This is a genomic window from Thiomicrospira microaerophila, assembly GCF_000934765.1.
In the GTDB taxonomy this organism is placed as follows: Bacteria; Pseudomonadota; Gammaproteobacteria; order Thiomicrospirales; family Thiomicrospiraceae; genus Thiomicrospira; species Thiomicrospira microaerophila.
This window is the reverse complement of sequence record NZ_KN882196.1, coordinates 67336-94284: the sequence shown is the minus strand read 5'-3', so window position 1 is coordinate 94284 and position 26949 is coordinate 67336. Positions and strand designations below refer to the sequence as shown.

Below are 26949 nucleotides of genomic sequence, written 5' to 3'. Positions count from 1 at the left end.
TTTGTTTGTTTTTTCCAAAGCTAGTGGATCTTGCGACACGTAAGGTCATTACCATTTCACAGCAGGCGTCGATTGATGAGGCCGTGCATCGTATGCGCGAACATAATCTTCGCGATATGATTGTCACGGGTGACTTGGGTTTGCGAATTATTACCGCCAAAGAGCTGGTAAAATTTAGCGCACAAAATCTTCCATTTACTCAAACCCTTAACAAGGTTGATTTAAACCTTGTGCCGACTATTTCACAATATGCCAGTGTGCTTGAGGCAATCACCTTGCTCAGTGAGCATGTTGATGAGCACTTGTGTTTGCTTAATTCTGCTGGTGAGTTGAGCGGTATTGTGAGCTATAGTGACTTGGCTGCCAGCCTTGACCCAGAGCAGCTTGCGCAAAATAAATCACTGCGTCAGGTCGTGCGTTTAAATCGTATTGTGCGCGTACATGCGGATGATAATTTAAAGCAGGTTTTCCAACAGCTCGCTCCGCTCAATCAAAGTGCCGCGCTGGTGGTCGATGACGCCTCTATTCATCCGATTGGTATTATTACACAGAGTGACTTAATTCGGTTGTTTGATGAAAAAGTCGACTGGCATAGTCGTGTTGAAGATCATATGAGTGCCCCGCTGGTCACTTTAAACGAGAATATGAGTTTGCACGATGCCCTAACCTTTAGTCGTAAAAAGCACATTAAGCGTTTGGTTGTGGTCGATGATGAGCAGCGTATTTGTGGTATTTTGCATCAAAAAGATTTAGTTGCACTGGTTTATTACGACTGGTCAGAGTTGCAAAAAAAGGCGCTCAAGGCTGAGCAAGCTAAAAACCAGTTTTTAGCGAATATGAGTCACGAAGTCCGCACGCCGATGAATGCGATTATTGGGCTGACAGAGCTGATTAGCGACCCAGGGCTGTCTGATGAATCAAGAAAGAAACTCTATCATATTCAGCAAGCGGCAAAAGGCTTGATGTCGGTATTAAATGATATTTTAGATTTTACACGCCTTGAAACTACAGAGTTAGAGCTTGTTGAAGAGCATTTTTCACTGGCTGAAATAATCGAAAGTTTAGATGGATTATTTACTTACGCGGCGCAAGCCAAGCAGCTCCACCTAAGCATGGGTGTTGACCCACAGCTTGCACCTTGTTATTTTGGTGATAAATTTCGTATTAACCAAGTGCTCACCAATCTTGTGGGTAATGCAATTAAATTTACCGAGCGCGGGTTTGTGGCCTTAAGGATTAAGCTGGATCGGCTTGATGGTGAGCAGGCCTGGTTGCGCTTTGAGGTGGGTGATAGCGGTATTGGTATCTCTGAGGAGAATCAACGTAAGTTATTTAAGCCGTTTAGTCAAGCCGACGGTTCCATTAACCGAAAGTATGGTGGATCGGGGTTGGGTTTAGTGATTAGTCAGCGTTTAGTCGTGGCCTTAGGTGGGGATCAGATTCGGTTGCAAACAAAAGAGAATGAGGGCTCAACATTTAGTTTTTGTTTGCCCTTGGGGCTTTCGACGAGGCATCCAGGTGAGAAAGTAGCCGCCGTTGCTGCACCAAAGGCGACTGACTCGGATGCGTTGGCCGGGCGGGTGTTGTTGGTTGAGGATAATGAAATTAATCAACAGATCCTCGCGACGCAATTACGCGGTTTTGGGTTAAATGTAACCTTGGCGTCCGATGGGGAAGAGGCGATGGCACTCTGTCAGCCTGATGTGTTTGATATTGTTTTAATGGATATTCAAATGCCAGGTGTGGATGGTTATCAGGCAGCGGCACAGATTAGGCAGCGTTTACCTGCTTTGCCGATTATTGCCTTGACGGCGTCAGCGGCAACCGAGAGCAAAGTAAAAGCTAAACAGGCGGGTATGTGTGACTATCTCTCAAAACCTGTTGATAAAGAACTGCTTAAGTTTGCCTTAGGGCGTTGGCTCAAGTATGTTGTCTCGTCCAAGCCGGATGGACTAAGTCCTGCTATCGCCGATGCACCGACGCCCCATGATCGGGTGTCTATTGACGTCGCTATGATTAATAATAAAAAAGGCCTTGAAAATGTGCAAGGAAATCATCAGCTTTATCAGGCATTGCTCGATAGTTTTGCGCGTCAATTTGACACTGTTTATGCAGACTTAGTGCCCTTGTTGAATAGCGTTTGCATGTCGTCGGATGTCAATCACCCTGATTGGGTGCAGTTGAAGCGCCATACACATAGCTTAAAAAGTGCAGCAGCGAACCTAGGGCTTGATCCGCTTGCAAATTGGGTAAGCTATGTAGATAGCTTATTGGCAGCAGAAGTGTCGCCTGACTTGATACAGGTCGAGCAGTTTAGTCATGTGCTTGCCAGTACGTTAAGCACGATAGCCGACTTTATCCGCCTTGCGCCGAATCCGATAGTCAGTGGCACGATGATGAGTGATTCTGTGCGTGAGGCGCTTGCTGTTTTACGTCTCGCGGTTGAAGCAAATGAGTATATTGATCAAGCTAAAATAAACGCCTTGAGCGATGGCTTGTCTGTCGATCTGTATCAGCAGTATATGCCAGGTATAAAAAAAGCCGTGATTGATTTTGATTATTCAGCGGCGGGTGAACAATTAAGGGCGCTTGAGCAGGCCATTGTATTCGCAGATAAAAAATAGACCTAAAGGAACCCCCTATGTCATATGATAAGCAAACAATTTTGATTGTTGACGATGTTGCAACCGATATCCAAATGTTGGCTAATGCGTTGCAGGAAGACTACCGTATTTTAGTGGCACTCAAAGGCGAAGCGGTGATGGAAATTGCGACGGCCTATCCTAAGCCAGATTTGATTTTACTTGATATTATGATGCCTGAAGTAGATGGTTACACAATTTGCAAACAGCTTAAGTCAAACCCTGAAACCATGAGTATTCCGGTGGTCTTTGTCACGGCCTTACACAAAAATGATGATCAAGAGCGTGGCTTAAACTTGGGTGCAGTGGATTATATTACCAAGCCCTTTCACTTACCGATTGTGAAGGCGAGGATTCGTAATCATATGCTGTTGAAACTTAAAACGGATCAGCTGGAAGAGTTGTCGCACCTTGATGGGCTTACAGGGGTGGCCAACCGTCGTCACTTTGATGAGATGTTCAGCAAGGAGCAGGGGCGTTTACACCGTTTGGGTGGTTGCTTGTCTTTAATTATGCTGGATATTGATTACTTTAAGTTGTTTAACGATAATTATGGTCATGGTACGGGTGATGCGTGTTTGATTGATGTTGCGAAAGCCTTATCGGGCATTATTAAACGTCCTACTGACGTCGTTGCGCGTTATGGTGGTGAGGAGTTTGTCGTCATTCTGCCTGATACGGACTTGGACGGTGCGATGCAAGTCGCGCAGGGCTTGCATGATGAAGTCAATCGGCTGGCCATTGAACATAGCTTTTCACCGGTTGCGCCGCATATTACGATCAGCTTAGGTGTGGCAAGCTTGACGGCTGAGCCAGGAATAGAGACACTGCCAGACTTGCTTAAGCAAGCCGATGACGCCCTTTATCAAGCCAAAGAAACAGGGCGCAACCGCATTTGTACGCTAGAAACCTGTCGGACTTAACCGGTCTAAGCGAAAAAAGTCTGCTTTGAATAAGCTGTATTTTAATTTGATTGAAGGAATCACCATGACTGAAACAACATCAACGCTCATTTACACCTATACCGATGAAGCCCCCGCGTTGGCCACCTACTCCCTTTTACCGATTATCCGCGCTTTTACAGCGGCGGCAGGCATCGCGGTTGAAACCCGCGACATTTCATTAGCCGGACGAGTTCTCTCACATTTTTCAGACTACCTCACGGATGACCAACGCCAAGCCGATGCGCTAGCCGAACTCGGTGACCTAGCAAAAACGCCACAAGCCAATATTATTAAGCTACCGAATATCAGCGCATCGATTCCCCAGCTTATCGCGGCGATTAAAGAGCTGCAAAGCCAGGGTTATGCCTTGCCCGATTACCCAGCTGAACCGAAAACGGATGAAGAAAAAGATATCAAAGCGCGTTACGCCAAGGTATTGGGTTCTGCGGTCAACCCGGTATTACGTGAAGGTAATTCGGATCGCCGTGTGGCGCTACCGGTTAAAGAATACGCCAAAAAACACCCGCACAGTATGGGCGCTTGGTCAGCCGATTCTAAATCCCATGTGGCGCATATGCAGGCGGATGATTTTTATGGTTCCGAACAATCAGTCGTGATTCCAGCCAACACCTCGATTAAAATTGAACTGCATGCTGAAAACGATGAAGTCAGCCAATTAAAAGCGCCGTTTGCATTGCAAGCAGGTGAAGTGATTGACGCATCACGCATGAGCGCTAAAGCCCTGCGTGCTTTCTACCAGTCGCAAATTGATGAAGCTAAACAGCAGGGCGTACTCCTGTCGCTCCATCTAAAAGCCACCATGATGAAGGTTTCAGACCCGATTATGTTTGGTCACGCGGTTGCCGTTTATTTTAAAGACGTGATGGAAAAACATGCTGAAACCTTTGCCAAGCTAGGCGTGAATCTGAATAACGGTTTGGGCGATGTCTACAGCAAAATCCAAAGCCTACCCGAAACCGAACGTGCGCAAATTGAAGCCGATATTCAAGCCACCTATCAAACCCAACCCGGCCTGGCGATGGTGGACTCCGATAAAGGCATCACCAACCTGCATGTGCCAAGTGATATTATTATCGATGCCTCGATGCCCGCGGCGATTCGCTCCTCGGGTCAAATGTGGAATGCCCAAGGCGCGTTACAGGACATGAAAGCAATGATTCCTGATCGTTGTTACGCGGGAATTTATCAACAAACCATTGCCTTTTGTAAGCAACACGGTGCGTTTGACCCTTCAACTATGGGCACCGTGCCGAACGTGGGATTAATGGCGCAAAAAGCCGAAGAATACGGTTCGCACGATAAAACCTTTGAAGTTCCACAACCAGGCCTGGTTAAAGTGATTGACGAACAAGGTCAAGTTTTAATGCAACATAGCGTTGAGCAGGGCGATATTTGGCGCATGTGTCAAACCAAAGATATTGCGATTCAAGACTGGGTTCGTCTCGCGGTCGAGCGTGCGCGCTTGAGCCAAACGCCCGCTATTTTCTGGTTAGACAGTGAGCGTGCGCATGATGCCAATCTGATTAAAAAAGTGGACATTGCACTAAATCAATACGATACCGACGGCCTAGATATTCAGATTCTATCTCCCGCCAAGGCGATAGAACTCACCTTACAACGCGCCAAAGACGGCTTGGATACCATTTCAGTAACCGGTAACGTATTGCGCGACTACCTTACTGACCTGTTCCCGATTTTAGAGCTCGGCACCAGTGCCAAAATGTTATCTATCGTGCCGTTACTCGCCGGTGGCGGCTTATTTGAAACCGGTGCCGGCGGCTCTGCGCCCAAACACGTTCAACAGCTAGTACAAGAAAACTTCTTGCGCTGGGATTCACTCGGTGAATTCTTGGCCCTAGCCGTGTCGATTGAACACCTTGCCAATCAAACCAGTGATAACAAGGCCAAGGTGTTAGTTGATACCCTTAACCAAGCTACCAGCCGCTTCCTAGACGAAGACAAATCGCCCGGTCGTAAACTCGGACAGCTCGATAATCGTGGTAGTCATTTCTATCTCGCGCTTTACTGGGCGCAAGCCTTGGCGGCGCAAACCGACGACGACAGCTTACAAGCCAAGTTCCAACCTATTGCCCAAGCCATGAGCGAACAAGAAGGCCAGATTGTTGATGAACTCAAAGCCGTGCAAGGTCAAGCGGTTGATCTAGGCGGCTACTACCACCCAGATAGCAACAAGGCCAAGGCCATTATGCGCCCGAGCCCGACGCTTAATCAGATTATTGAAAGGGTTTGATTTATCTAAACGTAATTTAATTTGCTTGGATTCAGTATTATGTCAACAATTACATTTGATACGTTAAAGTTTGTTAAAACACTCAAGTCATCAGGTATGAGTGAGGATCAAGCAGAAGCCATTGCTAATGCAGTAAGGGATGCGCAGGAAACCCAGTTGGTTGCTAAACTGGATCTAGTAGCGCACAAAATAGAAATGATTAAATGGATCATTGCACTCCTTGTTGCACAAGCGGGCTTGGTTGTTGCCTTACTCAAGTTTTTTGACTGAACTCATTGTTACATAATCAAGTCCTAACCAAAAGAGGTGAAGTATGGCGTTATCAGAATTTGCGGGTAAACCCGCACCAGCGAGTTTGTTAGAAAACATTCCAAAGTTAATGGTTGATTATTACGCGTTAAAACCGGATGTCACTAACCCGGCTGAAGCGGTCGGTTTTGGTACCTCCGGGCATCGCGGTTGTTCATCTAAAACCAGTTTTAACGATGATCATATCGCGGCTGTCTGCCAGGCGTTGGTGGAATACCGTCAGCAAAACAGCATTAGCGGGCCGCTTTATATCGGCATGGATAGCCATGCGCTATCTGAGGCAGCACAAACCACCGCGATTGAGGTGTTAGCGGCGAATCAGGTGAGCATGATTATCCAAGGCCGTGGGCGCTATACCCCAACGCCGGTGATTTCTCATGCGATTATTCGTTACAACCGAGGGCGCGACAGCGGTTTGGCTGACGGCATTGTGATTACCCCCTCACACAACCCGCCACAAGACGGTGGGTTTAAATACAACCCAACAAACGGCGGGCCTGCGGATACCGATGTCACCAATCAAGTGCAACAGCGCGCTAATCAAATTCTATTGGATGGCGCTAAAGCGATTAAACGCATGACGTTTAATCAAGCGATGGCATCGGGTTATGTAAAGTCAGAAGATTTAATTATGCCTTATGTATCGACACTGCATGAAGTGGTGGATATGCAAGCGATTGCGGATTCAGGTTTGAAAATCGGTGTCGATCCAATGGGCGGCGCAGGGGTTGATTTTTGGCAACCGATTGCCGAACACTATGGCCTAAACCTTGAGGTGGTGAATCCAAATGTCGATGCCACCTTCCGTTTTATGACCGTTGATAAGGATGGCAAAATCCGTATGGACTGTTCATCGCCCTATGCGATGGCGAGTTTGATTGGCTTAAAAGATCGCTTTGATATAGCGTTTGGCAATGATCCCGATGCGGACCGCCACGGTATTGTGACGCCCTCGGTGGGTTTAATGAACCCAAATCATTATTTGGCCGTGGCGATTGATTATCTTTATAGCCATCGCCCTAATTGGTCAGCCTCAGCAGGCATCGGTAAAACGCTGGTATCAAGTTCGATGATTGATCGCGTGGCGGCTAAACTCGGTCGTAAGCTGGTTGAAGTGCCGGTTGGTTTTAAATGGTTTGTACCCGGCCTGGTGGAGGGTAGTCTTGGTTTCGGTGGTGAAGAGTCAGCGGGTGCGTCATTTTTAGACCGTCAAGGTTTGGCATGGAGCACGGATAAGGATGGGATTATCATGAACCTGTTGGCGGCTGAAATCACAGCGGTCACCGGTAAAGACCCAGGCCAGCATTACCAAGCCCTCACCGAGCAGTTTGCCGCGCCAATTTACACCCGCGTTGATGCGCCAGCCAATCGTGAACAAAAAGCCAAGCTCAGTAAACTCAGCGCAGAGCAGGTCAGTGCTACCGAGCTAGCCGGCGAAGCCATAACGGCTAAACTTACGCATGCTTCAGGCAATGGTGCGGCGATTGGAGGGCTAAAAGTCACCACTGAAAACGGTTGGTTTGCGGCGCGCCCATCCGGCACAGAGGATGTTTATAAAATCTATGCTGAGTCATTTAAAGACCAGGCGCACCTAGATCAAATCCTCGCCGAAGCCCAGTCAATGGTCGATGGCGTGTTAGCGGATTAATTACTGTCGATCAAGACGACGCTGCGCATCGCGCGCAGCGCGCTCGGTTGATTCAATCTGTTGTGCTCTTTGCTGCTCCGCTTTAGCGGCTTGGGCATCGAGTTTGGCTTGATGGCTACAGGCACTAAGTCCGAAAAAACTCAGCACCATCAACAGGGCAACTAATTTGTTCATGGTTTTACCTCTTTTACCTTGAAACAATCACATTATACGCTTCGAAAAAAAATTAGCTTAAGATTTAACCCGGATGCTTGGCTTCGCTTTCTTCGATTAATGCTTGGCGCAATGCGGCCATTTTGTGTTGATCCTCACGAATTAGGTCGCGGATATAATCCGTCGCATTGGTATAAAGCAGAAAAGCGCCTTGAGCATAGCTGTTCATAAATCCAATCACAGCCTGTTGTCCTGAACGTTTCAAAAGCAGATGGCAAGTTTCTGTCAGCACCGGGTAGGTAGTGATTAATCGCTCGTTGAGTTGCTTTAGTGTATGTTGTGCTAATTTATGATGCTGATCATTTGGACTAAATAAGGCCACCCAAAACCCGGTATCGGCCATAATCATAGTTTGTGATTCCAGTCCAATTCAGCTTTGTAGTTGGCGGATAATTCAGCATCGGCTGATATGGCGTTGAGCAACCCGTTTTGTGCGAAAATCTGTAACACTCGCTCACCTTCGGTAACGGCGGGTGTTGTTGCTGATTCAAATAAGCGCTCTAAAGCCAATTTCACAACATCGGTTTTGGTGCGATGTGTTTGATTGGCGTACTGAATTAATTGGTGTTCAAGATCGTGAGGTAGGCGTAAACTAATCATGATCAGCTCCTTGTTTTAATTGTATTACATTAGTGTAGTACAAGGATTTTAAATTAACAACCTATCAGGGCAAACGCATCTAAAGTAAATAATAAGTCAACAACTTACAATCAGGTCTCGCTCCCACGTTGAACGTGGGAGCGCCTTGGAATTGGGTTTGAGCGCTGTTTCATAGGTTAAATCGGTCTGCGTTCCCACGCACAGCGTCACTGCCATTAAGTTAAGGAATGAGTGACAACACGGAGCTAACCAACTTGCGTCATTGCGAGGCCGAAGGCCGTGGCAATCTCTAGCAGACTGCGCACGCCCTTGAGAGATTGCCGCGTCGCTGCGCTCCTCGCAATGACCGTTTTTTTCTTAACTTAATGGCAGTGACGCACAGCGTGGGAACGAGGTTAATCATTACTATTGCTATGATTTTTTATGATTTAGGTGCGTTTTCTTTGGTGGGTATAGAGGGGCGGGGTGTTATTTTGGGTATAAAAAAACCGTGAAGCTGATAAATCATTTTCACGGTTTCGGTTGCATCAACACACGTCTGGTGCAACGAACTTCAGATTATAGGGCGTTAACGTTTTCCGCTTGTAAACCCTTTTCACCTTCAGTAATGTTGAAAGTCACTGCTTGACCTTCAGCTAAAGTTTTACGGCCAGAACCATTGATGGCACGGAAGTGTACGAATACATCTGGACCATTTTCTTGTGCTAAAAAACCGAAACCTTTTTCATCGTTAAACCATTTAACGGTGCCTGTAACTAAATCTGACATAACTACCTCAAATAAAACATAAAATCCGTCATCGAACTTAATGACGCAGGTCCATTGTAACACCAAGTCAAATAAAAAATAGGGTTATCTGCATAAATATCTATGAAATTTTTATTAAGGCGGGTGTTTTTTGGTTTTATTGCCGCTTAAATTCATTAAAAAACCTAGCCTTATCGCGATCTAGTCGCTACAATCCATGCATCAAAAAAAGACAGCAGGGCGTGGACAAACTTGTGAAGCAACAAAATCAGAAAATATTAAAACTTTACACCCACACTTTTGGACAAGGTCCGTCTTTAACCCTGATTCATGGCTGGGGTGCGCAAAGTGCGGTGTGGCGTGATTGGGCGCAAAGCCGCTTGGCGGCGGATTTTCAGCTTACCTTAATAGATTTGCCCGGTTTTGGTGAGAGTTCGGCGATAGAAAACAAAGTGGATGTCAACCAGGCCTGGTTGTCTGCGTTAGCTGATGTGTTGCCTGAAAATACACATTTGCTGGGTTGGTCGCTGGGTGGGCTGATGGCGCAGCAGTTGGCTTGTCTTTATCCTGAAAAGGTGAAAACCTTGACGTGTTTAGCATCCACACCACGTTTTGTGCAGGCGGATGATTGGGCGTATGGTATTTCGATGCCTTTGATGGCGGATTTTATTAAAGCGCTGGGATTAGATAGTGCGGCATTATTAAATCGGTTTTGGAAGCTGCAGTTGCAAGGTGGTGATGGGGCAAGACAGTTAATGAAACATTTTGTTAGCCAGATGCAAAATCGTCAATTACCGAGTTTTCAAGGTTTGCAACAAGGTTTGCATTTGTTGCGCGATCTCGATTTACGCGACCGGCTGGGTGATATTCATCAACCCACCTTGTGGCTGTTGGGTGAAAAAGATCCGTTGGTGCCTTTGGCGATCACCCAAGATTTAATTGCCTGTCAGTCTCATGCTAAGGTGTGTGTGATTGAGGGCGCGGCTCATGTGCCGTTTTTTTCACATCCAGAGCAGACAGCGGCGGCTTTGATTGGGTTTTTGAAGGAGCAGCATGTCAGCGTTTAATTCAGCCACGATGAATCTAGCCCATGTGCAGCAACATTTTTCAAAGGCGGCGGCGCGTTATGATGAAGCGGCTGTGTTGCAAAAGTTAACCGCCGAAGAGTTAGACCAGCGTTTAGACTTAATTAAGTTAGATGTAAAGCGGGTGTTGGATTTAGGTGCGGGCACGGGATTTCTGAGTGAAAAGCTTTGGGCTCGCTATCCGCAAGCCCAGATTAGTTCGCTGGATTTGTCGTGTGCGATGTTGAATCATGCCAAAGCGCGTTTTAAAAAGGCGTATCCCAACCAGGCCTGGTGGTCTCGCTGGACAAAATCGGCACCCAGTGTGAATTTTGTTCAGGCCAATGCTTATTGTTTGCCGTTTGCGGATGGCAGTCAGGATTTGGTGGTGACTAATTTTATGTTGCAATGGTGTGATGATTTGGATGCGGTGTTGGCTGAAGTGCGCCGTGTGTTGCGCCCTGAAGGTTTGTTAATGCTGAGTTCGTTGGGGCCAGATACCCTTAAGGAGTTGCGCCGAGCTTGGGTGAGTGTCGAGGGCGAAGCGGGGCACTTGCGGATGAATCCGTTTGTGGATATGCATGACTTGGGGGATGCGCTGGTACGGGCTGGTTTTGGTCAGCCGGTGATGGATGTGGAGCGTTATACTCTGACTTATCCAACCCCGCTAGCGGTGATGAGGGATTTAAAGGCGATAGGGGCGACCAATGCACAGCAACAACGCACCAAGACCCTAACGGGCAAAACTCGGTTTAATGCGATGTTGCAGGCGTATGAGCGACAGCGCCAAGGCGATCAAATTCCGGCGACTTATGAAGTGGTGCATGGGCATGCTTGGGCGGCGCCTGAGGTGTTTAAGGGGCCTGCTCGCGATAAAAGTGGTGTGGTAAATATAACGTTAGATGAGTTTCAAAATCAATTAAAGTCAAGGAGTTAGGTTTATGGTGATGAGTTTGTTAATGCTGCATAAAGCGGCGGTTTTAGTCAGTATTATTGGGTTTTTCGCGCGTGGGATTGGGCATATATTTCAACACAACTGGATAACGAAAAAGCCAGTAAAAATTGTGCCGCATATAGTGGATACCCTGTTGATTGTGTCAGCGGTGGCGGTTGTCGCCATGACGGGGTTTAGTTTTTCAGATCCTTGGATTGTCGCCAAAATACTGGGTTTGATTGCCTATATCGGTTTAGGTTTGATGGCGTTCCGCTTTGCTAAAACACGTGGTGCGAAAGCCTTGTATTGGCTTTTAGCCTTAGTAGTGTTGTTTTATTTGGTGGCGGTGGCGGTGCATAAGCAGGCCTGGCCGTTTTAATCGCTTAGGTGCGCCCTGAGATTCAGTGGGCGCCATCTTGGTGGGGTTTTTAAGCGAATAGCCCCTCTTCACTGAGGGCGGTCTTGAGTTTTTTCATCGCCTGTTGTTCAATTTGACGAATACGCTCCATCGATACACCGTGTTTTTCGGACAGTTCTTTTAAGCCGAGTTTATCTTCCCCGAGCCAGCGTGATTGGATGATATCTAAGCTGCGCGCATCCAATTGCTTCAATGCTTTATGCATTTGCTGTGTTTGGCGTTGTTCTTCGGTTTCACGTACCCAGTGGGTTTCGGGGTCTAGTTCATGGCTAATTAAAATCGGCGCACTGTGCCCGCGCTCATCTTCCTCATCCGCGCTCATGTCTATCTGTATGTCTTTACCATAAAGTCGGCTATCCATCTCCAACACGTCTGCGCGGGTGACTCCCAGCTCTTCCGCTACACGATCAGCATCCTTGTCGCTAAACCAAGCGAGCGCGCTTTTTGCGCCGCGTAGTTTGAAGAATAGCTTGCGCTGTGCCTTGGTGGTGGCGGTTTTTACAATACGCCAGTTTTTAATCACGAATTCATTAATTTCAGCACGAATCCAATGTACCGCAAAGGTCATCAGACGTACATTTTCGTTGGGGTTAAAACGTTTTACGGCTTTCATTAAGCCGATATTGCCTTCTTGAATTAAATCGCTAAGCGGTAAGCCATAGCCGTTAAAACTGCGCGCAACCGGCACCACATAGCGTAAGGACGCAAGAATTAATTGGCGAGCCGCTTCAAGGTCTTGTTGGTAATAAAGACGTTCCGCTAACTCACGCTCTTCCTCGGCATTTAACTGAGGAAGCGTACGAACAGTGCGAAGATAGCTTTCTAGGTTTTGCCCCGGTGTAAGCTGTTGAATCGTAAGCGCTGTAGATGACATAGTTCACAACCTCTTTGTTAAGTTTATTTCATTTAACTTAACAAGATTTTATCAAAAAAGCAAGGCCTTATTTTGTTAATCAACGACTTGTTAATCAACGACGCCAGCCGCTGAACCAGCGCCATAGGTTGAATAGGCTGGCGAGGCTGGCGCTGACGTAAGTGAAGGCGCAGGCGGTGAGGATGTGGCGGGCGCGGGCCATGTCTTGTTTGTCGAGATAGTCGCCTTGTTCAAGCAGTGGTAGGGCACGTTTATAGCTAGCATCAAATTCGACTGGCAGGGTGGATAGGTGAATCAGCACGGGAATCCCCATTGCGATAAATCCTGCGCCAAAGGTGATCAGGCCGATCATCGGCGTGTGAAGAAGCGGAATCAGTATCGGGGTCGCCAGTAACGCCATGCCGCTGAATTTTTGCATCCATTGCGCGCGCTCAACCATTTCGGTGCGTGTTAACAGTGGTTCATAGTGTTGCTGGTGTTGAATCGCATGGCCGATTTCGTGGGCGGTGGTGACGATCGCCGTCAGTGAGTTGCTATGATAGTTGGCGCTGGATAAGCGCACAACCTTGTCAATCGGGTCATAATGATCGCCGGTTACCGAACCCTGTGGGATTTCTTCAAGCCTGACATCATCAAGGCCATGTTTGTTTAGCAGGTGTTGTGCAAACTCCGCACCTGTGCCCGCCAAGCTAGGGTGGGGCTGGCTGTGTTTTTTTAGCACCCATTGCGTCCACCATTGCGGCACAAAACTGATCAGTGCTAGAAGCACCACACCAATAATCACCACACCCATGTTTTATTTGCAGCCTTGGTAGGTTAAATAGCTGGCATATTGCCAGGGCTGTAAGCCTGTTTGTATCACAATAGTGACATCTTGGTCACAGCTTAAAATTGCACTGGCCGAGGGGGTGGCTAAGTCCGGTAGGCTGCCGGGGGTTTGTTGACCGGGTAATAGGCTTTCTTGGCTGGCCAGCCAGCCGTTTTCTACATAAAAATAACGCGTTGCCTTGTCGCTGAGCGGGTTAATCCATGGCTGATAGTCAAGCCCCGCAACATTTTGCCAGAGTTGTAAGCCGGCTAGGCTGTAGCCAAAATCCTCAAGGCTGGCTTGACCAAATAATTGCCCTTGTTCATTGAGTGCGCGTGCTGGATTGGGTTGTTGTAATAACCGAATCAAACGCTCGGCTAAGCCTGAAGCGCGCAGGGCATAATCAGGACGTTGGCTGACTTGATAGCCTCTGGCATAGGCCGAGAGTAATAAGCCATTCCAGCTTATGAGTTTTTTGTCATCGGTGAGGCTGGGGCGTTGCGCCAATGTCGCTTGGATTCTTGTCCAGTGGGGGGCGTTTATCGGCTTTGGCAGCCAGCCTAAATCAAAGGGCGCGGGGTTGTCGAGTAACCAGGCCTGGTTGAGGATGGCAAAGTCCGATGAACTAAATTGCGCCTGAAGTTGTGTGCGAGACCAAATATAACGTCCGCCATCAATGCCTTGTTGATCAATCGCTGATTGGCTGGCTTTGGCTAATCCAGTGACGGGGCTAAGCAGTTCGCGCTCGATGTATTGAAGGGTTTGGTGTGCGGTGTGGATAAAGTCATCACGCCCAAAACGCTGTCCAGCGATAAAAAACAGTTCGGCGAGTTGTGCGTTGTCGTAAAGCATTTTTTCAAAGTGGGGTTCTTGCCAGTTGGGATCGACGGTATAGCGAAAAAAGCCATGGTGGATGTGATCATAAAGGTGCTCGGTTTGCATTTGTGTGAGCGTCAAGATAAGCCAGTCTTGGGTGTCTTGATCTGTTTTTGCATTGAGCAGGAGGTATTTGAGTAGCGGGCTATGCGGAAATTTTTGAATGGCTTGTAGCCCGCCATCAAAGTTATCGATTAAATCCGGCAGGGATTGCTGGATGGCCTGTTCGAGTTCGGTGCGATTTAGCTGTCTAATGGGGCTTGAGGTTTGTGCTAGAGTCTGCGCCGCTGGTTGAGCTAGCGCACGCAGTTTATCGGCGTCTGTTTGCCACCAGTGGTTGATTAGGCTGAGTGTTTGCAATAGGGTGTCGGTGGGCTGATAGACAAAACCGCTAAAACTGTGACCTTCTGGGGTGAGTATGACATGCAGAGGCCAGCCGGCTTGCCCGGTTGCTTGGCGTAGTTGGTTGAGGAGATAGTCATCAAGGTCGGGCGTTAGTTCACGATCCACTTTCACCGAGATAAAATGGCGGTTAAGTAGATCGGCCACCAGAGGGTTTTTGTAGTTTTCTTGATGCATCACGTGACACCAATGGCAGGCAAAATAGCCAGAAGAAATAAACAGCGGTTTGTTTTGTTGTTGGGCTTTTGCAAGGGTTTCAGCAGACCAAAGGTGCCAATGTATGGGGTCATCGGCATGCAGTGCAATGTAAGCCGAAGGGTGGTTTTGCAGTGGGTTAGCCGCGACTAGCTTTAGCGGTATCAAACTTATAAAACTGATGAAAACCAGCCAAAAGACAACCAGGCCTGGTGGTCTTTTGGTGCTAGTTTTTGGGTTTGTCATCCGGTTTTTGCTCAACCTCAGGGTTGCTTGGGTTTTGAGCAGTGCTAGTGCTGTCGCTGGTCGCATTATTGGCATTTTTTTGCTGCTCCCGTTGTTCGGCATCTTTTTTCAATTTTTCCATCTCTGCGTCAATCTTATCAAATTCCGCATCAAAATCGAAATCATCATCCACCGGTGTTTGTTGAGACTTGGCCGCTTCTGCTTTTTTTTCTGCCGCCTGCTGTGCTGCTTTTATTTGATGCGGGTTGATATCTTTATTCTGTTCGGCATAGCGATTATCAAAGCCCTCATCATCGGATTTTTTGCTGTAGCTGGCTGAACTCGGCTCTGGTTCAGCCATAGACTTGGGTTCGTTGTCATCGCTATCGCCGTTAGGATCAATCCCTTTGCGCTTGAGAATAAAGGTGCCGACAACGATACCTAGCTCATAAAGCAACCAAACAGGCACCGCTAACAGGGTTTGGGAAATAATGTCAGGCGGTGTTAATAGCATGCCAAGTACAAACGCACCCACAATCACATAGGGGCGTGCATGGGACATGGCTCTAGGTTTAACCATACCGGTTAAAATCAATAATACCGTAATAACCGGCACTTCAAATGCCATGCCAAAGGCAAAGAACATTTTGATGACGAAATCGAGATAGAGCGAGATGTCGGTCGCAATCGTCACGCCTTCAGGTGCGGTTTGCGATAGGAAGCCAAACACCAATGGGAAAACAACATAATAGGAAAATGCGCCGCCGGCATAAAACAAAAACGAACTAAAAAATAAAACAGGCGCGATCAGTTGGCGTTCGTGGGTGTAAAGCGCGGGCGCAATAAAACGCCAAAGTTGATAAAAAAGAATAGGCATAGCAATATAAATCGCCAGCACCAAGCTTAATTTAAATGGGGTTAAGAAAGGCGAGGCCACACCGACCGCGATCATGCTGTTGCCTTCTGGCATAAAGCGAGTTAGCGGGTCAGCAATGTAGGTATAAATATCGTTAGCAAACGGAAACAGGATTAAAAACAACACTAAAACCGCAATCACCGATTTGGCTACGGCATTTCTAAGTTCCAGCAAATGCTGAACCAAGGACATTTCTTGATCGCTAGGAGGTAGGGCTGTTTTACTCATTTTAATAAGTCTTAGGTTTTAGGTTTGTCATGATCGACAGGTGCTGCGTTTGATAAGGTGTCGGTGGCCGTTGTTTCTTTTGGCGTCGTGACATCATCTGTGCTATCAAGTTGACGCTGTGCCTGCTCGATGTCTTTTTTTGTTGGCTCTGTGTGGTTTTGCCCAAAAGGACGCTGCAATTCATCAAAATTAATTTGATCGCGCACATCATCAAACCCTTTGTAAAGGTCTTGCTGAATCGATTCAAATTGTTTTTGCTGTTCTTTTAGATCAACAGCATCTTGCAGTTCACGTACCGTTTCCCGAAGATTGGTGTCATCTTTTACTGAACTGATAAAGTTGCGAAATTTGCCAACCATTTGGCCGGCCTTTCTCGCAACCTCAGGCATACGTTCAGGGCCGACAACGAGCAGTGTGATAATCAACACCACCACAATTTCAAGAAAACCAAAATCAAACATGTGTCATCCTAATTGATGAGGATAAAAAAGCATTAAAGCAATTAAACTTTTGGCTTTTGGCTATCAGCGTCGGTTTCTGTCTTCTTTTCAGTCGCTTGTGCATCAAACACATTGTCTGACTTTTGATCTGCGGCGATGTTTTTCTGTCCTTCAGCGGTTGCTTGGTCAGCAGCTTTCTTTTCATCATCTTCGCTAACGGCTTTTTTGAAGCCTTTAATCGCGCCGCCTAAGTCAGAGCCCACGTTTTTCAGACGTTTTGCACCAAATATCACTAAAACGATTGCGAGGATGATTAATAACTGCCAAATGCTAATGCCCATTTTTATCTCCAGTTTCTATGTTTAGGGTTGTTTTTTTGCAAGCGTTGAATAATAGCAAATAATGCCGTTAGTTACCAAGTAAATGAATGTGAATATGGAAAACTTCTTGTCCACCGGTAGCGCCGGTGTGGATTTGGGTCTTAAAGCCATCCAAATTTTGCGCTTGTGCGATTTGTGGCAAAAGCAGCATCATGTGTCCCATCAGGTCTTTATCTTCAGGTTTTAGATCAAATAAAGTAGGAATCGGTTTTTTGGGGATAATCAATAAATGCACGCGAGCACGCGGGTTGATGTCTTTAATCACGATGCATTTGTCGTCTTCATACACATAATCTGCGGGTATCTCTTTGTTGATAATGCGGCTAAAAATGGTTGGTTCTGGTTGCATAGGAGGATCTCTCTTACTTGTGTGTTGTATGTTATTTGTTTAAATAATAAATAATTTATTCAGTTCGCTGCGCTTTCTCTTCAAGCCCAGATAGCCCAAATCGGCGCTCAAGCTCGGATATAACTTGCGAACTGGATAGGTTTTGGTGCGCGAGTAGCACAAGGGTATGAAACCATAAATCGGCTACCTCGTAAACTAAATGTTCAGCATCACCGTCTTTGGCCGCCATAATGGTTTCGACGGATTCCTCACCAACCTTCTTTAAAATCTTATCCAAACCCTTGGCATAGAGGCTGGCAACATAGGAGCTATCGGCCGATTCGGTTTTACGTTGTTGTAAAATTTTATCCAGTTGTGCTAGCACTTCGCTCATAAGCGTACCTCTACCCCTTGTTGTTGCATCGCTAATTTGGCTTCTTCGATGGTGTGTTGGCCAAAATGGAAAATACTGGCGGCCAACACCGCTTGGGCATGACCCTGTTTGACGCCATCAACCAAGTGTTGCAGTTCACCCACGCCGCCAGAAGCGATGACTGGAATTTTAATGGCATCCGCGACCGCACGAGTGAGCTCAAGGTCAAAACCAATTTTGGTGCCATCCCTGTCCATGCTCGTCAGTAGGATTTCGCCTGCGCCATAGCTTTCCATTTTAATTGCCCAGTTAATGGCATCAATACCGGTTGACTTGCGCCCGCCATGCGTAAAAATTTCCCAGCGATTGGGTTCATTGTCGGCGCTGACTTTTTTCGCATCAATCGCCACCACGATGCACTGTGAGCCAAATAAGTCAGCCGCTTGACGGACAAATTCAGGGTTGTGAATCGCAGCAGTATTGATCGACACCTTATCCGCACCGGCGTTGAGCATTTGGCGCACATCTTCAACCTTGCGAATGCCGCCACCCACGGTCAGTGGGATAAAAACTTGGCTGGCGACCTGTTCAACGACATGCACGATGGTATCGCGGTTGTCTGAACTGGCGGTGATATCCAGAAATGTGATTTCATCCGCGCCCTGCTGATCATAACGTTTCGCTACTTCAACTGGGTCACCCGCATCGCGGATTTCAACAAACTGCACGCCTTTCACCACACGGCCATTGTCAACATCCAAACAGGGAATAATACGTTTTGCTAACCCCATTAGGCTTGCTCCAACGCTTGGCTCAGGGTGTCAGCGAGTGCTTGTCCTTCAGCCAGATTCAGTGTGCCTTCGTAGATGGCACGGCCAGTAATGGCGCCGACTACACCATCGCGTTCAATTTTCGCTAGGGCTTTAATGTCCTCAAGATTGGTAATGCCACCCGACGCGACAACCGGAATGCGCAGGGCGCGAGCCAGCGCTTGGGTGGCTTCGATATTAACGCCCTGCATCATGCCATCACGACCGATATCCGTGTAAATAATCGCTTCGACACCATCATCTTCAAAGCGTTTGCCCAACTCAGTAACCAAGTGGTCAGTGACTTCAGCCCAGCCATTAATGGCGACATAACCGTCTTTGGCATCGAGTCCAACCATAATATGTCCTGGAAAGGCTTTGCAAGCTTGTGCCACGAATTCCGGATTGTGAACCGCTTTGGTGCCGATAATACAATAGCTAACCCCGGCGCTTAAATAGGCTTCGATCGTCGCTAGATCACGAATACCCCCGCCAATCTGAATCGGCAGGTCTGGGTAGGCCTTGCGTACCTGATAAACGGCATCGCCATTCACCGGCTTGCCTTCAAATGCACCGTTTAAGTCCACCATGTGCAGGCGGCGCGCGCCTTGGTTCACCCAGCGTTCCGCCATCGCGACGATATCGGATGAAAAAACCGTGGCATCGTCCATCAGTCCTTGACGTAAACGCACACATTGGCCGTCTTTTAAATCTATTGCGGGTATCAGTAACATATTGTCTTCCTAATTCTTGCTGGCTCTTTTTTAACCGTAGGGTCTAAGCGCCATTCCAGTGTATAAAGTTTTTTAATAATTGCAGACCCGCATCAGCGCTCTTTTCGGGGTGCGCTTGAATTGCAAACAGTTTATTATGTGCTATCGCGCTGGTAAAGGTTTCGCCATATTCTGTGGTGCCAATGGCATAATGATCAAGCTTTGGCTTAACAAAATAGCTATGCACAAAATAAAATCGGCTTGAATTGACAATGCCATGCCATAACGGATGATCTTGGGTTTGATGTATTTGATTCCAACCCATATGCGGTATTTTTAACTCAGGAAAGCGGGTTTCATCAAATTTCTTAACCAGGCCTGGTATGACATCAAGGCATTCAATCCCTTGGTTTTCATCGCTGTAGGTCATTAATACTTGTAGCCCCATGCAGATGCCTAAAAAGGGTTTGGTTTCAGCGGCTTCTATCACGGGCTGCATCATCCCCGTATCTTTTAAGGCTTGCATACAGGCTTTCGCCGCGCCTTGGCCAGGGAAAATAACGGCATCCGCATTGGCAATATCCTGCGGGTTTTGGCTAACAAGAATATCGGCTGATTGATTTGCAACATGTTCAGCCGCCTTGGCGACCGAGCGCAAATTGCCCATACCATAATCAACCACCACAATTTGTTTGCGGCTCATGACTATAAACTCCCTTTGGTGGAAGGTAGCATGCCTGCCATCCTTTCGTCTGGCGATAGCGCCATGCGTAGGGCGCGTCCAAAGGCTTTGAAAATCGTTTCAACTTGGTGATGCGCATTATGACCGCGAAGATTATCAATGTGCAAGGTGGCTTGCGCGTGGTTTACAAACCCTTGAAAGAACTCCGCGACCAACTCTGTTTCAAACGTGCCTATTTGGGCGCGGGTAAAGTCGGCATGAAATGACAGGCCGGGTCGCCCTGAAAGATCAATCACGACCCTAGACAGCGCTTCATCAAGTGGCACATACGCATGGCCATAGCGCGCAATGCCTTTTTTATCACCCACCGCTTGCTTCAAGGCTTGACCCAGTGCGATACCCACATCTTCAACCGTATGATGGTCGTCAATGTGTAAGTCACCTACAGCGGTAATGTCGAGGTCAATCAAACCGTGGCGCGCAATCTGATCAAGCATATGTTCAAAAAAAGGTACGCCAGTATTGAAGTGGGCTTTACCTGTTCCATCAAGATTAATCTCAATTTTAATTTGCGTTTCTAAGGTGTTGCGTTCAATAGTTGCTAGGCGCATGTTGTTTATCTACCAAAACTTGAAAAAACGTAATCATACTGAAAAAAAGATGGTTTTGCATATTTATAACCTTTTAAAGCGTCAAATTTGAATAGCTTTAGCATCCGTTGTTTCTTAATAAACCATGGTCAATAAAAGAGTTATAGTAATTCTATATCTGGGTCATAAAATTTTTTTAGTTTAAATATAGCGATGTTTATTAGATAATTTGAAAGATTTTTTAAAAAATGGCTTTTGACCTTGGTTTTTTAACGTCAAACGTAACAATCTTGATGCAGATTAAGTTTTTTGCGTTTTGAATAGCAATAAGACAACAAAGGCCTATAATTGGGCACTGAGGAGTCTTTGAGCTAATTGATGATGGTAAAAATCAACGGCTCAGGGGTGAAACTTTAAGACTATAAGGGGAATCCAACTGATGGATACTACAATGACAAAACCACAATATGACGACGGAGTGGTCAAGTATTTGACCGTTCTTGCGGTTGTGTTTCTGGTGCTGGGTACTGCGATGGGTACCATGGCAGCATCCCAGTTAGCATGGCCTGCATTGAACTTTGATATTGCAGAAATCACTTTCGCGCGTCTTCGTGTAATGCATACCAACACAGTAATTTTTGCTTTTGGTGGTATGACTTTGATGGCAACAGCCTTCTACACGGTTCAACGTACAAATGGCTTAAAGCTATATAGCAATGGATTGGCATGGACAACTGCTATTCTGTTTACTATTGGTTTATTGCTGGGTGTTATCTCCCTTTCAATGGGTATGACACAAGGTAAGGAATACCATGAGTTAATTTGGCCACTTGATATTGCCGTTGCTTTGGTTTGGGTGATGTTTACCTTTAACTTTGTAATGACAATTGCCAATCGTAATAAGCAAACCCATTCACACGTTTACGTGTCGAACTGGTTCTTCCTAGGTATGATGATCATGATCACCTACCTATATGTTGTAAATGGTTTAGCTATCCCGGTTTCTATGTTTGAATCCTACTCAATTTTCAGTGGTGTTCAGGATGCAATGATTCAGTGGTGGTGGGGTCATAACGCGGTTGGTTTCTTCCTAACAGCGGGCTTCTTAGCGATTATGTACTACTTCGTTCCGAAGCAAGCACAGCGTCCTGTCTACTCTTACCGCTTATCGGTTATTCACTTCTGGGCCTTAATGTTTGGTTATGTGTGGTTGGGTGCGCATCACTTGCAATATACCGCGCTACCTGACTGGACGGGCTCGTTAGGTGCCGCCATTTCTTTAGCGATGATCATTCCTTCTTGGGGTGGTGCTCTGAACGGTATGTTAACCCTTTCAGGTGCTTGGGACCGTCTGCGTACGGACTATATTCTTCGTTTCTTAGTTATGGCATTGGCTTTCTATGCGATGGCAACCTTCGAAGGTCCGGTTATGTCTGCGAAGACAGTAAACGCACTTTCTCACTATACTGACTGGACAATTGGTCACGTTCACTCCGGTGCGTTAGGTTGGGTGGCGATGGTCTCCATCGGTGCGATCTATCACATGGTGATGAAGTTGTGGAATACCGAAATGTACTCGATGAAATTAATCAACTTCCATTTCTGGTTAGCGACTATTGGTACGGTGCTTTATATCGTTGCGATGTGGGTATCCGGTATCATGCAAGGTCTAATGTGGCGTGCGTATGACGAGTACGGTATGTTAGCCTATACCTTCGCAGAGTCTGTGTCGGCAATGCATCCTTATTATGTAATGCGTACTATCGGTGGTGTGTTGTTTACCTCTGGTGCTGTTGTGATGTTATATAACATCGTAATGACATTAAGAATGGCAAAAGCAAGACAGACCAGTGCGGTCACTGCACAGGCTTAAAATAGAAGAGGGGTGAGGGAACAATCTCACCCCATCGATTAATGAGTTGAGGAGCAGAAACTCATGGCAGATGAAAAACCAAAAAATTTCCAGGATCGCTCAGAACGTAATGTTTTTGCGCTGATGTTGGCTACCGCTTTTGCAGTGTCAATTGCGGGTATTGTTGAAATCGTACCTTTGTTTTATCTCAAGTCAGCTGTTGACTACACTGAGAAAACGGATAAGTACGGTAACGTTAAAAATGAAAAATTCCCAGAGTTGGTGTGGGAACGTTCGTTTGACCTTGATGCGGATGGCAGAGTAGTGCTGGCGCAAGGTAGTGAAAACAAGCGTTTAATCTACAAAAATGCTGACGGTTCATGGGGGTCTGATTGGAAAGCAGGCGACGGCGTTCGCCCTTACACTCCTTTAGAGTTGGCTGGTCGTGATATTTATATCCGTGAAGGCTGTTACATTTGTCACTCACAAATGATTCGTCCGTTCCGTGATGAGCGTGAACGTTATGGTCACTTCTCATTGGCAACCGAGTCCATGTATGATCATCCATTCCAATGGGGTTCAAAACGTACTGGCCCAGATTTGGCACGTGTAGGTGGTAAGTTCTCTGATGAATGGCATGTTTTACATTTACTTCGTCCTCAAGACTTAGTTCCAGAGTCTGTGATGCCAGCGTATCCATGGTTAGCTGAAAATAGCATCGAAACCAGTTTCTTTGGTATTAAGCGTAACATGGAAACCCGTTTGACCGCTATGCGTCGTATTGGTGTCCCTTATACCGATGATGAAATTGCGTTGGCGCAAGATCATATCCGTGGGAAAACCGAGATGGATGCGATTGTAGCTTATATGCAAGTTCTGGGTACTATGGTAAGACTAGACGATAGTAAGGTTTACCGTGAGTGATAAACAACACTACTTCAGCACCGATTGGGCCGCGATGACCGGCCATGATTGGGCTGGACTGATTGTAACGGTACTTATATTTTTTGGTATGGCGATTGCCTTCTGGTGGGCGCTAAAACCAAGTAGACGTAAAGAACTTGAAGAACAGAAATATAAAGTACTTGATGACGATTGATTATTCTGAGGAGAATAAGTATGGCACAACACAATCCATGGCCTGATGAGGGCAATACTGGACATATCTGGGATGAGGATATCCGCGAACTGGATAATCCACCACCCCTTTGGTGGATGCTGGCGTTTTACGCTGGTTTTGTAATGATTATTTTTTATGCACTTTATTATCCGGCGATTCCACTGGCTAACAGTCATACAAAAGGTTTGGCAGGCTGGACAGCCATTGAGGAATACAAAGAAGGGAAAGGTCAGCTGGAAGCTTGGCGTCAACGCACCTTTGCTGCGGAAGAAGAGCAGCTAAGAACGCTTGATGTGACTGAAATCTTGGCAGATGACAACCTACGCGCTTATGCGGTTAACACCTCAAAAGTATTGTTCGGTGACTATTGTATGGCCTGTCATGGTTGGGGTGGTGCAGGCAATCCTAACTTCCCAATTCTGGCCAACGATGATTGGCAGTGGGGGGGGACCGTTAAGCAAATCGAAGCGGCGATGATTAATGGACGTGTTGGTAATATGCCTGCGCGTGGCATGATGGGTAACCTGACTGATGAGGAAGTCGTTCAGGTAGCTGAATACTCACTCGCATTGTCAACGGGTGACGGTGATAAGCCTGAGTATGCCGCTGGAAAAGCCGCTTATGCCAAAGGTATGTGTATGGCGTGTCATGGTCCTGCAGGTAAGCCTGTCGCACCGATTGGCGCATCTAATCTAGCGGATGGAATTTTCCGTTTTGCGGGTGTACCTGGTAATTTGCAAGCTTCAACACTAGATTCGTATATCTATACTATTAAGTATGGTGTAGGTCAGAAGCATGTTGAAGGTACACGTATCGCAGAAATGCCATCGTTTAAAGAACGTCTACCCGATGCAGACGTCAACATTAAGCGTCTAGCTGTATATGTTCACCAATTAGGTGGTGGCCAGTAGTTTTTGAAGCTTAACTTCATTTTTAGTGAGGTTAAGCCATCCTGTTCTAATCAAAACAAAGGAGAATGACATGGGTGGTGAATTAAATAACGATTGGGTGCTTTGGGCCTCATTGTTATCTGTTTTGTTTGCAATTGTTTCTGCCGTTGCGTTTGGCTGGAAGCTTTTCAAAAACATGGATAGCGGTAAATAGTTTATTTAATTAATAAACGGAGTTTTACCATAAATAAAAATAGGTCTTTGAGTAGGCCTATTTTTATTTATGGCTATCTATAAATTCTTTTGTTAACACGCCTTTATTTTTCCTCTTACAATAGTCTAAGCAAATAACAATATTAAAAGTAAACCTAAGGACAAGACATGGCCGATCCAAATAAAGAGATTTATCGCCCCAAAATACATACCGGCTCCGTGCTGGATGATGTGGATGTGAAAGCATCTAGAACACTAGATGATATTGGTGTTGAGATTTTGCCGTTGCATACCGGCGGAACGGTGCATGCCAAGCGAACTGGAGGGAAGTTTCGTACCTTTAAGTGGCTTGCAGCTTCTTTTTGGATAATTTTATTTATTGGTCCTTATATGCGCTGGGATGGATCGCAGGCGATTCTCTGGGACCTAGCTAACCGCCAGTTCCATATCTTTAGCTTGACGATTTTGCCGCAAGATATTTGGATGTTGGCAATGATTTTGTTGTTTTTCGCCTTGTTGCTTGCAGCCTCTACCGCGATAGCTGGGCGTGTTTGGTGTGGTTACTTTTGTTTCCATACCGTTTGGGTGGACGTATTTACGTGGATTGAGGAAAAGATAGAAGGGCGTCCAGCTAAACGTATTAAGCTTGATGCTGAACCCATGTCATTTAGTAAGTTTAAAATAAAACTGCCAAAACATCTTGCTTGGATAGCCATTGCCTTTATGACAGGCTTTAGTTTTGTCGCTTATTTTACGGATGCCTTTCAGCTTTGGGAGCGGATGCTGAGTTTTCAGCTTGGCAGCGTTGAATTAGCCGTCATCGGCGTATTAGCTGTATTAACTTACCTTACCGCGGGGTTCATGCGTGAACAGGTTTGTATGGGGTTTTGTCCCTACTCACGTATTCAGGGTGCGATGACCGACACTGAAACGGTGATGCCGACCTATGACCGTGACCGTGGTGAGCCGCGTGGCCGTGCGAAGCGTCCAAAACCCGGTGAAGAAGCGCCCGTATTGGGAGACTGTATTGATTGCCGGATGTGTGTCGATGTGTGTCCTACCGGTGTAGACATACGTTTAGGTCAGCAATTTGGTTGTATTACCTGTGGTCTATGTATTGATGCTTGTGATGAAATCATGGAGAAGGTCAAAAAACCCAAGGGGTTAATTCGTTATGCGGCCATTAATGAATTTGCCGGTAAGGCACTGCCTCCGATATGGCGTCGTCCACGTGTTATTGTTTATTCGTCCATTATGGCTATTGCCGCGGCGGCGATGATTTGGGGGTTGTCGAATATGGCGCCAATGGATGTAACGGTATTAAAAGACCGCTCACCCTTGTTTGTGCAAATGAGTGATGGCACCATTCAAAATAAATATGAAGTCAAAGTGGTGAATAAAACGAATGAGGTTATTCGCGCACAAGTAGAGGTGTTTGGTCATGATAACCTCGTGTATATTGCTGATAGGGTAGCGGATGTTGCGCCAGGTACGGTTGGCACTATTTCGTTGCTGGTCAGAATTCCGCGAAGTGAAGTCGGTACCGATTCTTTGCCAATAGATATTGTTGTGACAGATCAAGCTAACCCTCAGGTTGTGGATCGTTATCGTAGTGTGTTCCATGCACCAAAATAGCCTAGAGCTTTAAAGTTAAATTGCGTTATAATCAAGACCCTCTTACTGAGGGTTTTTGTTTTAGGTCATTAGATAGGTGAACCGTATATGAGTGCAGAAAAAGTAGATAATCGCGATTGGAGCGTGGCTTGGAAGAATCCACTGGTCATTTTTTGGTTTGGTATCTTATTAACAGTGGTGTTGGTAAATGCGTTTATGATTAGTATGGCGATCACCACCGCACCCGGTCTGGTCGTTGATGATTATTATGAGCGTGGAAAAAACCATGCGGCGATTATGGCTCGACGTATCGAGATGGAGAAAATGGGTTGGCAGTTAGATGTCGATTTACCGGTTTTATCTGAAGGTAAAGCGGATACAATTACATTGCAAATTAAAGATAAAGATAATCGTGCCTTTAGTGTAGATTCAGCGATTCTTTATTACTATCGCCCATCCGATCGAAATTTGGATGGCCAGGTTGAGTTGCAGCATTTAGGTGCGCCGGGCAAATACAGTGCAGAATTTATGTTACCTGTTAAAGGTAAGTGGGACTTTATCCTTGAAGTGGTGCAGGGCGACTTAAAATACAGTGTGGGCCGCTCAATTATGGTTCAAGATCCGCTTTAA

General features: G+C 46.4%; 31 protein-coding genes. 15 read left to right on the top strand and 16 right to left on the bottom strand.

From position 1 onward, the window contains the following. Positions 1-5: 5 nt before the first annotated feature. The 5 genes from NA59_RS14570 (at position 6) to pgm (ending at position 7815) form a co-directional block, all read left to right on the top strand. Positions 6-2624 (top strand): CBS domain-containing protein, encoded by a 2619-nt coding sequence (locus NA59_RS14570; RefSeq protein ID WP_052501698.1) that lies wholly within the window; start codon positions 6-8, stop codon positions 2622-2624. Positions 2625-2641: 17 nt separating this feature from the next. Then, the gene (locus tag NA59_RS13210; RefSeq protein ID WP_044413832.1) at positions 2642-3565 is read left to right on the top strand and encodes a diguanylate cyclase; all 924 of its coding nucleotides are present in this window, start codon (positions 2642-2644) and stop codon (positions 3563-3565) included. 64 nt (positions 3566-3629) lie between these two features. Further along, positions 3630-5858, top strand: coding sequence for an NADP-dependent isocitrate dehydrogenase (locus tag NA59_RS13205; protein ID WP_044413829.1), 2229 nt, complete (start codon positions 3630-3632; stop codon positions 5856-5858). A gap of 39 nt (positions 5859-5897) precedes the next feature. Next, entirely contained in the window at positions 5898-6128 is a 231-nt protein-coding gene (locus NA59_RS13200) for a CCDC90 family protein (RefSeq protein WP_044413827.1), read from the top strand. Between the two features lie 43 nt (positions 6129-6171). Then, positions 6172-7815 carry a phosphoglucomutase (alpha-D-glucose-1,6-bisphosphate-dependent) gene (pgm, locus tag NA59_RS13195; RefSeq protein ID WP_044413824.1) on the top strand — a complete coding sequence of 548 codons (1644 nt, stop codon included), beginning with the start codon at positions 6172-6174 and terminating at the stop codon, positions 7813-7815. Here the strand turns inward: pgm and NA59_RS15250 are convergent, their stop codons facing one another. The 4 genes from NA59_RS15250 to NA59_RS13180 form a co-directional block, all read right to left on the bottom strand. Further along, on the bottom strand, positions 7816-7989 hold the full coding sequence (locus tag NA59_RS15250; protein WP_157792646.1) for a hypothetical protein: 174 nt from the start codon (positions 7987-7989) through the stop codon (positions 7816-7818). 64 nt (positions 7990-8053) lie between these two features. Next, complete coding sequence (locus tag NA59_RS13190) at positions 8054-8377, bottom strand: type II toxin-antitoxin system VapC family toxin (RefSeq protein WP_052501697.1); 324 nt, start codon at positions 8375-8377, stop codon at positions 8054-8056. After that, a complete protein-coding gene (locus NA59_RS13185) occupies positions 8374-8628 on the bottom strand; it encodes a hypothetical protein (RefSeq protein ID WP_044413822.1) in 255 nt (84 codons plus the stop codon). Before NA59_RS13185 ends, NA59_RS13190 begins: the two co-directional genes overlap by 4 nt. Positions 8629-9186: 558 nt before the next feature. Then, positions 9187-9396 (bottom strand): cold-shock protein, encoded by a 210-nt coding sequence (locus tag NA59_RS13180; protein ID WP_044413819.1) that lies wholly within the window; start codon positions 9394-9396, stop codon positions 9187-9189. A gap of 233 nt (positions 9397-9629) precedes the next feature. On the opposite strand from NA59_RS13180, the gene bioH reads away from it, so the two are divergent. From bioH to NA59_RS13165, 3 genes are read left to right on the top strand one after another with little or no spacing between them, the layout of a single operon-like run. Next, positions 9630-10442 carry a pimeloyl-ACP methyl ester esterase BioH gene (bioH, locus tag NA59_RS13175; protein ID WP_232504105.1) on the top strand — a complete coding sequence of 271 codons (813 nt, stop codon included), beginning with the start codon at positions 9630-9632 and terminating at the stop codon, positions 10440-10442. Further along, complete coding sequence (gene bioC, locus NA59_RS13170; RefSeq protein ID WP_052501696.1) at positions 10429-11376, top strand: malonyl-ACP O-methyltransferase BioC; 948 nt, start codon at positions 10429-10431, stop codon at positions 11374-11376. Before bioH ends, bioC begins: the two co-directional genes overlap by 14 nt. Before the next feature lie 10 nt (positions 11377-11386). Then, positions 11387-11752 (top strand): SirB2 family protein, encoded by a 366-nt coding sequence (locus tag NA59_RS13165; RefSeq protein ID WP_232504104.1) that lies wholly within the window; start codon positions 11387-11389, stop codon positions 11750-11752. A gap of 49 nt (positions 11753-11801) precedes the next feature. Here NA59_RS13165 and rpoH read toward each other — a convergent pair whose 3' ends face one another. The 12 genes from rpoH to hisB all read right to left on the bottom strand — a co-directional run bounded on the left by rpoH (position 11802) and on the right by hisB (position 20651). Then, the gene (rpoH, locus tag NA59_RS13160; protein WP_044413813.1) at positions 11802-12665 is read right to left on the bottom strand and encodes an RNA polymerase sigma factor RpoH; all 864 of its coding nucleotides are present in this window, start codon (positions 12663-12665) and stop codon (positions 11802-11804) included. A gap of 94 nt (positions 12666-12759) precedes the next feature. Further along, on the bottom strand, positions 12760-13458 hold the full coding sequence (locus NA59_RS13155) for a zinc metallopeptidase (protein WP_044413810.1): 699 nt from the start codon (positions 13456-13458) through the stop codon (positions 12760-12762). 3 nt (positions 13459-13461) lie between these two features. Further along, a complete protein-coding gene (locus NA59_RS13150; RefSeq protein WP_052501695.1) occupies positions 13462-15192 on the bottom strand; it encodes a thioredoxin domain-containing protein in 1731 nt (576 codons plus the stop codon). Continuing rightward, positions 15173-16315, bottom strand: a complete 1143-nt coding sequence (gene tatC, locus NA59_RS13145; protein WP_044413807.1) for a twin-arginine translocase subunit TatC — start codon at positions 16313-16315, stop codon at positions 15173-15175. Before tatC ends, NA59_RS13150 begins: the two co-directional genes overlap by 20 nt. Before the next feature lie 11 nt (positions 16316-16326). Continuing rightward, the gene (gene tatB, locus NA59_RS13140) at positions 16327-16776 is read right to left on the bottom strand and encodes a Sec-independent protein translocase protein TatB (RefSeq protein ID WP_044413804.1); all 450 of its coding nucleotides are present in this window, start codon (positions 16774-16776) and stop codon (positions 16327-16329) included. Between the two features lie 41 nt (positions 16777-16817). Beyond that, positions 16818-17096, bottom strand: coding sequence for a Sec-independent protein translocase subunit TatA (locus tag NA59_RS13135; RefSeq protein WP_044413801.1), 279 nt, complete (start codon positions 17094-17096; stop codon positions 16818-16820). A 67-nt stretch (positions 17097-17163) separates the two neighbouring features. Further along, positions 17164-17484, bottom strand: coding sequence for a histidine triad nucleotide-binding protein (locus NA59_RS13130; RefSeq protein ID WP_044413797.1), 321 nt, complete (start codon positions 17482-17484; stop codon positions 17164-17166). A gap of 55 nt (positions 17485-17539) precedes the next feature. After that, positions 17540-17857: a phosphoribosyl-ATP diphosphatase gene (locus tag NA59_RS13125; RefSeq protein ID WP_044413794.1), complete on the bottom strand. Its 318-nt coding sequence runs from the start codon at positions 17855-17857 to the stop codon at positions 17540-17542. Further along, positions 17854-18627: an imidazole glycerol phosphate synthase subunit HisF gene (hisF, locus tag NA59_RS13120; protein WP_044413791.1), complete on the bottom strand. Its 774-nt coding sequence runs from the start codon at positions 18625-18627 to the stop codon at positions 17854-17856. The genes NA59_RS13125 and hisF overlap by 4 nt, the downstream gene beginning before the upstream one ends. Then, on the bottom strand, positions 18627-19379 hold the full coding sequence (gene hisA / locus NA59_RS13115; RefSeq protein ID WP_044413789.1) for a 1-(5-phosphoribosyl)-5-[(5-phosphoribosylamino)methylideneamino]imidazole-4-carboxamide isomerase: 753 nt from the start codon (positions 19377-19379) through the stop codon (positions 18627-18629). The genes hisF and hisA overlap by 1 nt, the downstream gene beginning before the upstream one ends. A gap of 43 nt (positions 19380-19422) precedes the next feature. Further along, entirely contained in the window at positions 19423-20061 is a 639-nt protein-coding gene (gene hisH, locus NA59_RS13110) for an imidazole glycerol phosphate synthase subunit HisH (protein ID WP_044413788.1), read from the bottom strand. A 2-nt stretch (positions 20062-20063) separates the two neighbouring features. Next, positions 20064-20651: an imidazoleglycerol-phosphate dehydratase HisB gene (hisB, locus tag NA59_RS13105; protein WP_044413787.1), complete on the bottom strand. Its 588-nt coding sequence runs from the start codon at positions 20649-20651 to the stop codon at positions 20064-20066. 418 nt (positions 20652-21069) lie between these two features. Between hisB and ccoN the strand changes: the two genes are divergently transcribed. From ccoN to NA59_RS14965, 7 genes are all read left to right on the top strand, one after another. Further along, on the top strand, positions 21070-22503 hold the full coding sequence (gene ccoN, locus NA59_RS13100) for a cytochrome-c oxidase, cbb3-type subunit I (protein ID WP_044413785.1): 1434 nt from the start codon (positions 21070-21072) through the stop codon (positions 22501-22503). Between the two features lie 63 nt (positions 22504-22566). Then, positions 22567-23406, top strand: coding sequence for a cytochrome-c oxidase, cbb3-type subunit II (gene ccoO, locus NA59_RS13095; RefSeq protein WP_044413782.1), 840 nt, complete (start codon positions 22567-22569; stop codon positions 23404-23406). Next, positions 23399-23581: a hypothetical protein gene (locus NA59_RS13090; RefSeq protein WP_044413779.1), complete on the top strand. Its 183-nt coding sequence runs from the start codon at positions 23399-23401 to the stop codon at positions 23579-23581. The genes ccoO and NA59_RS13090 overlap by 8 nt, the downstream gene beginning before the upstream one ends. A 20-nt stretch (positions 23582-23601) precedes the next feature. Next, positions 23602-24513, top strand: a complete 912-nt coding sequence (gene ccoP / locus NA59_RS13085) for a cytochrome-c oxidase, cbb3-type subunit III (RefSeq protein ID WP_044413777.1) — start codon at positions 23602-23604, stop codon at positions 24511-24513. A gap of 70 nt (positions 24514-24583) precedes the next feature. Beyond that, the gene (locus NA59_RS15755; RefSeq protein WP_269763860.1) at positions 24584-24706 is read left to right on the top strand and encodes a hypothetical protein; all 123 of its coding nucleotides are present in this window, start codon (positions 24584-24586) and stop codon (positions 24704-24706) included. A gap of 167 nt (positions 24707-24873) precedes the next feature. Then, entirely contained in the window at positions 24874-26340 is a 1467-nt protein-coding gene (gene ccoG / locus NA59_RS13080; protein ID WP_044413774.1) for a cytochrome c oxidase accessory protein CcoG, read from the top strand. Positions 26341-26427: 87 nt separating this feature from the next. Then, positions 26428-26949, top strand: a complete 522-nt coding sequence (locus tag NA59_RS14965; protein ID WP_044413771.1) for a FixH family protein — start codon at positions 26428-26430, stop codon at positions 26947-26949.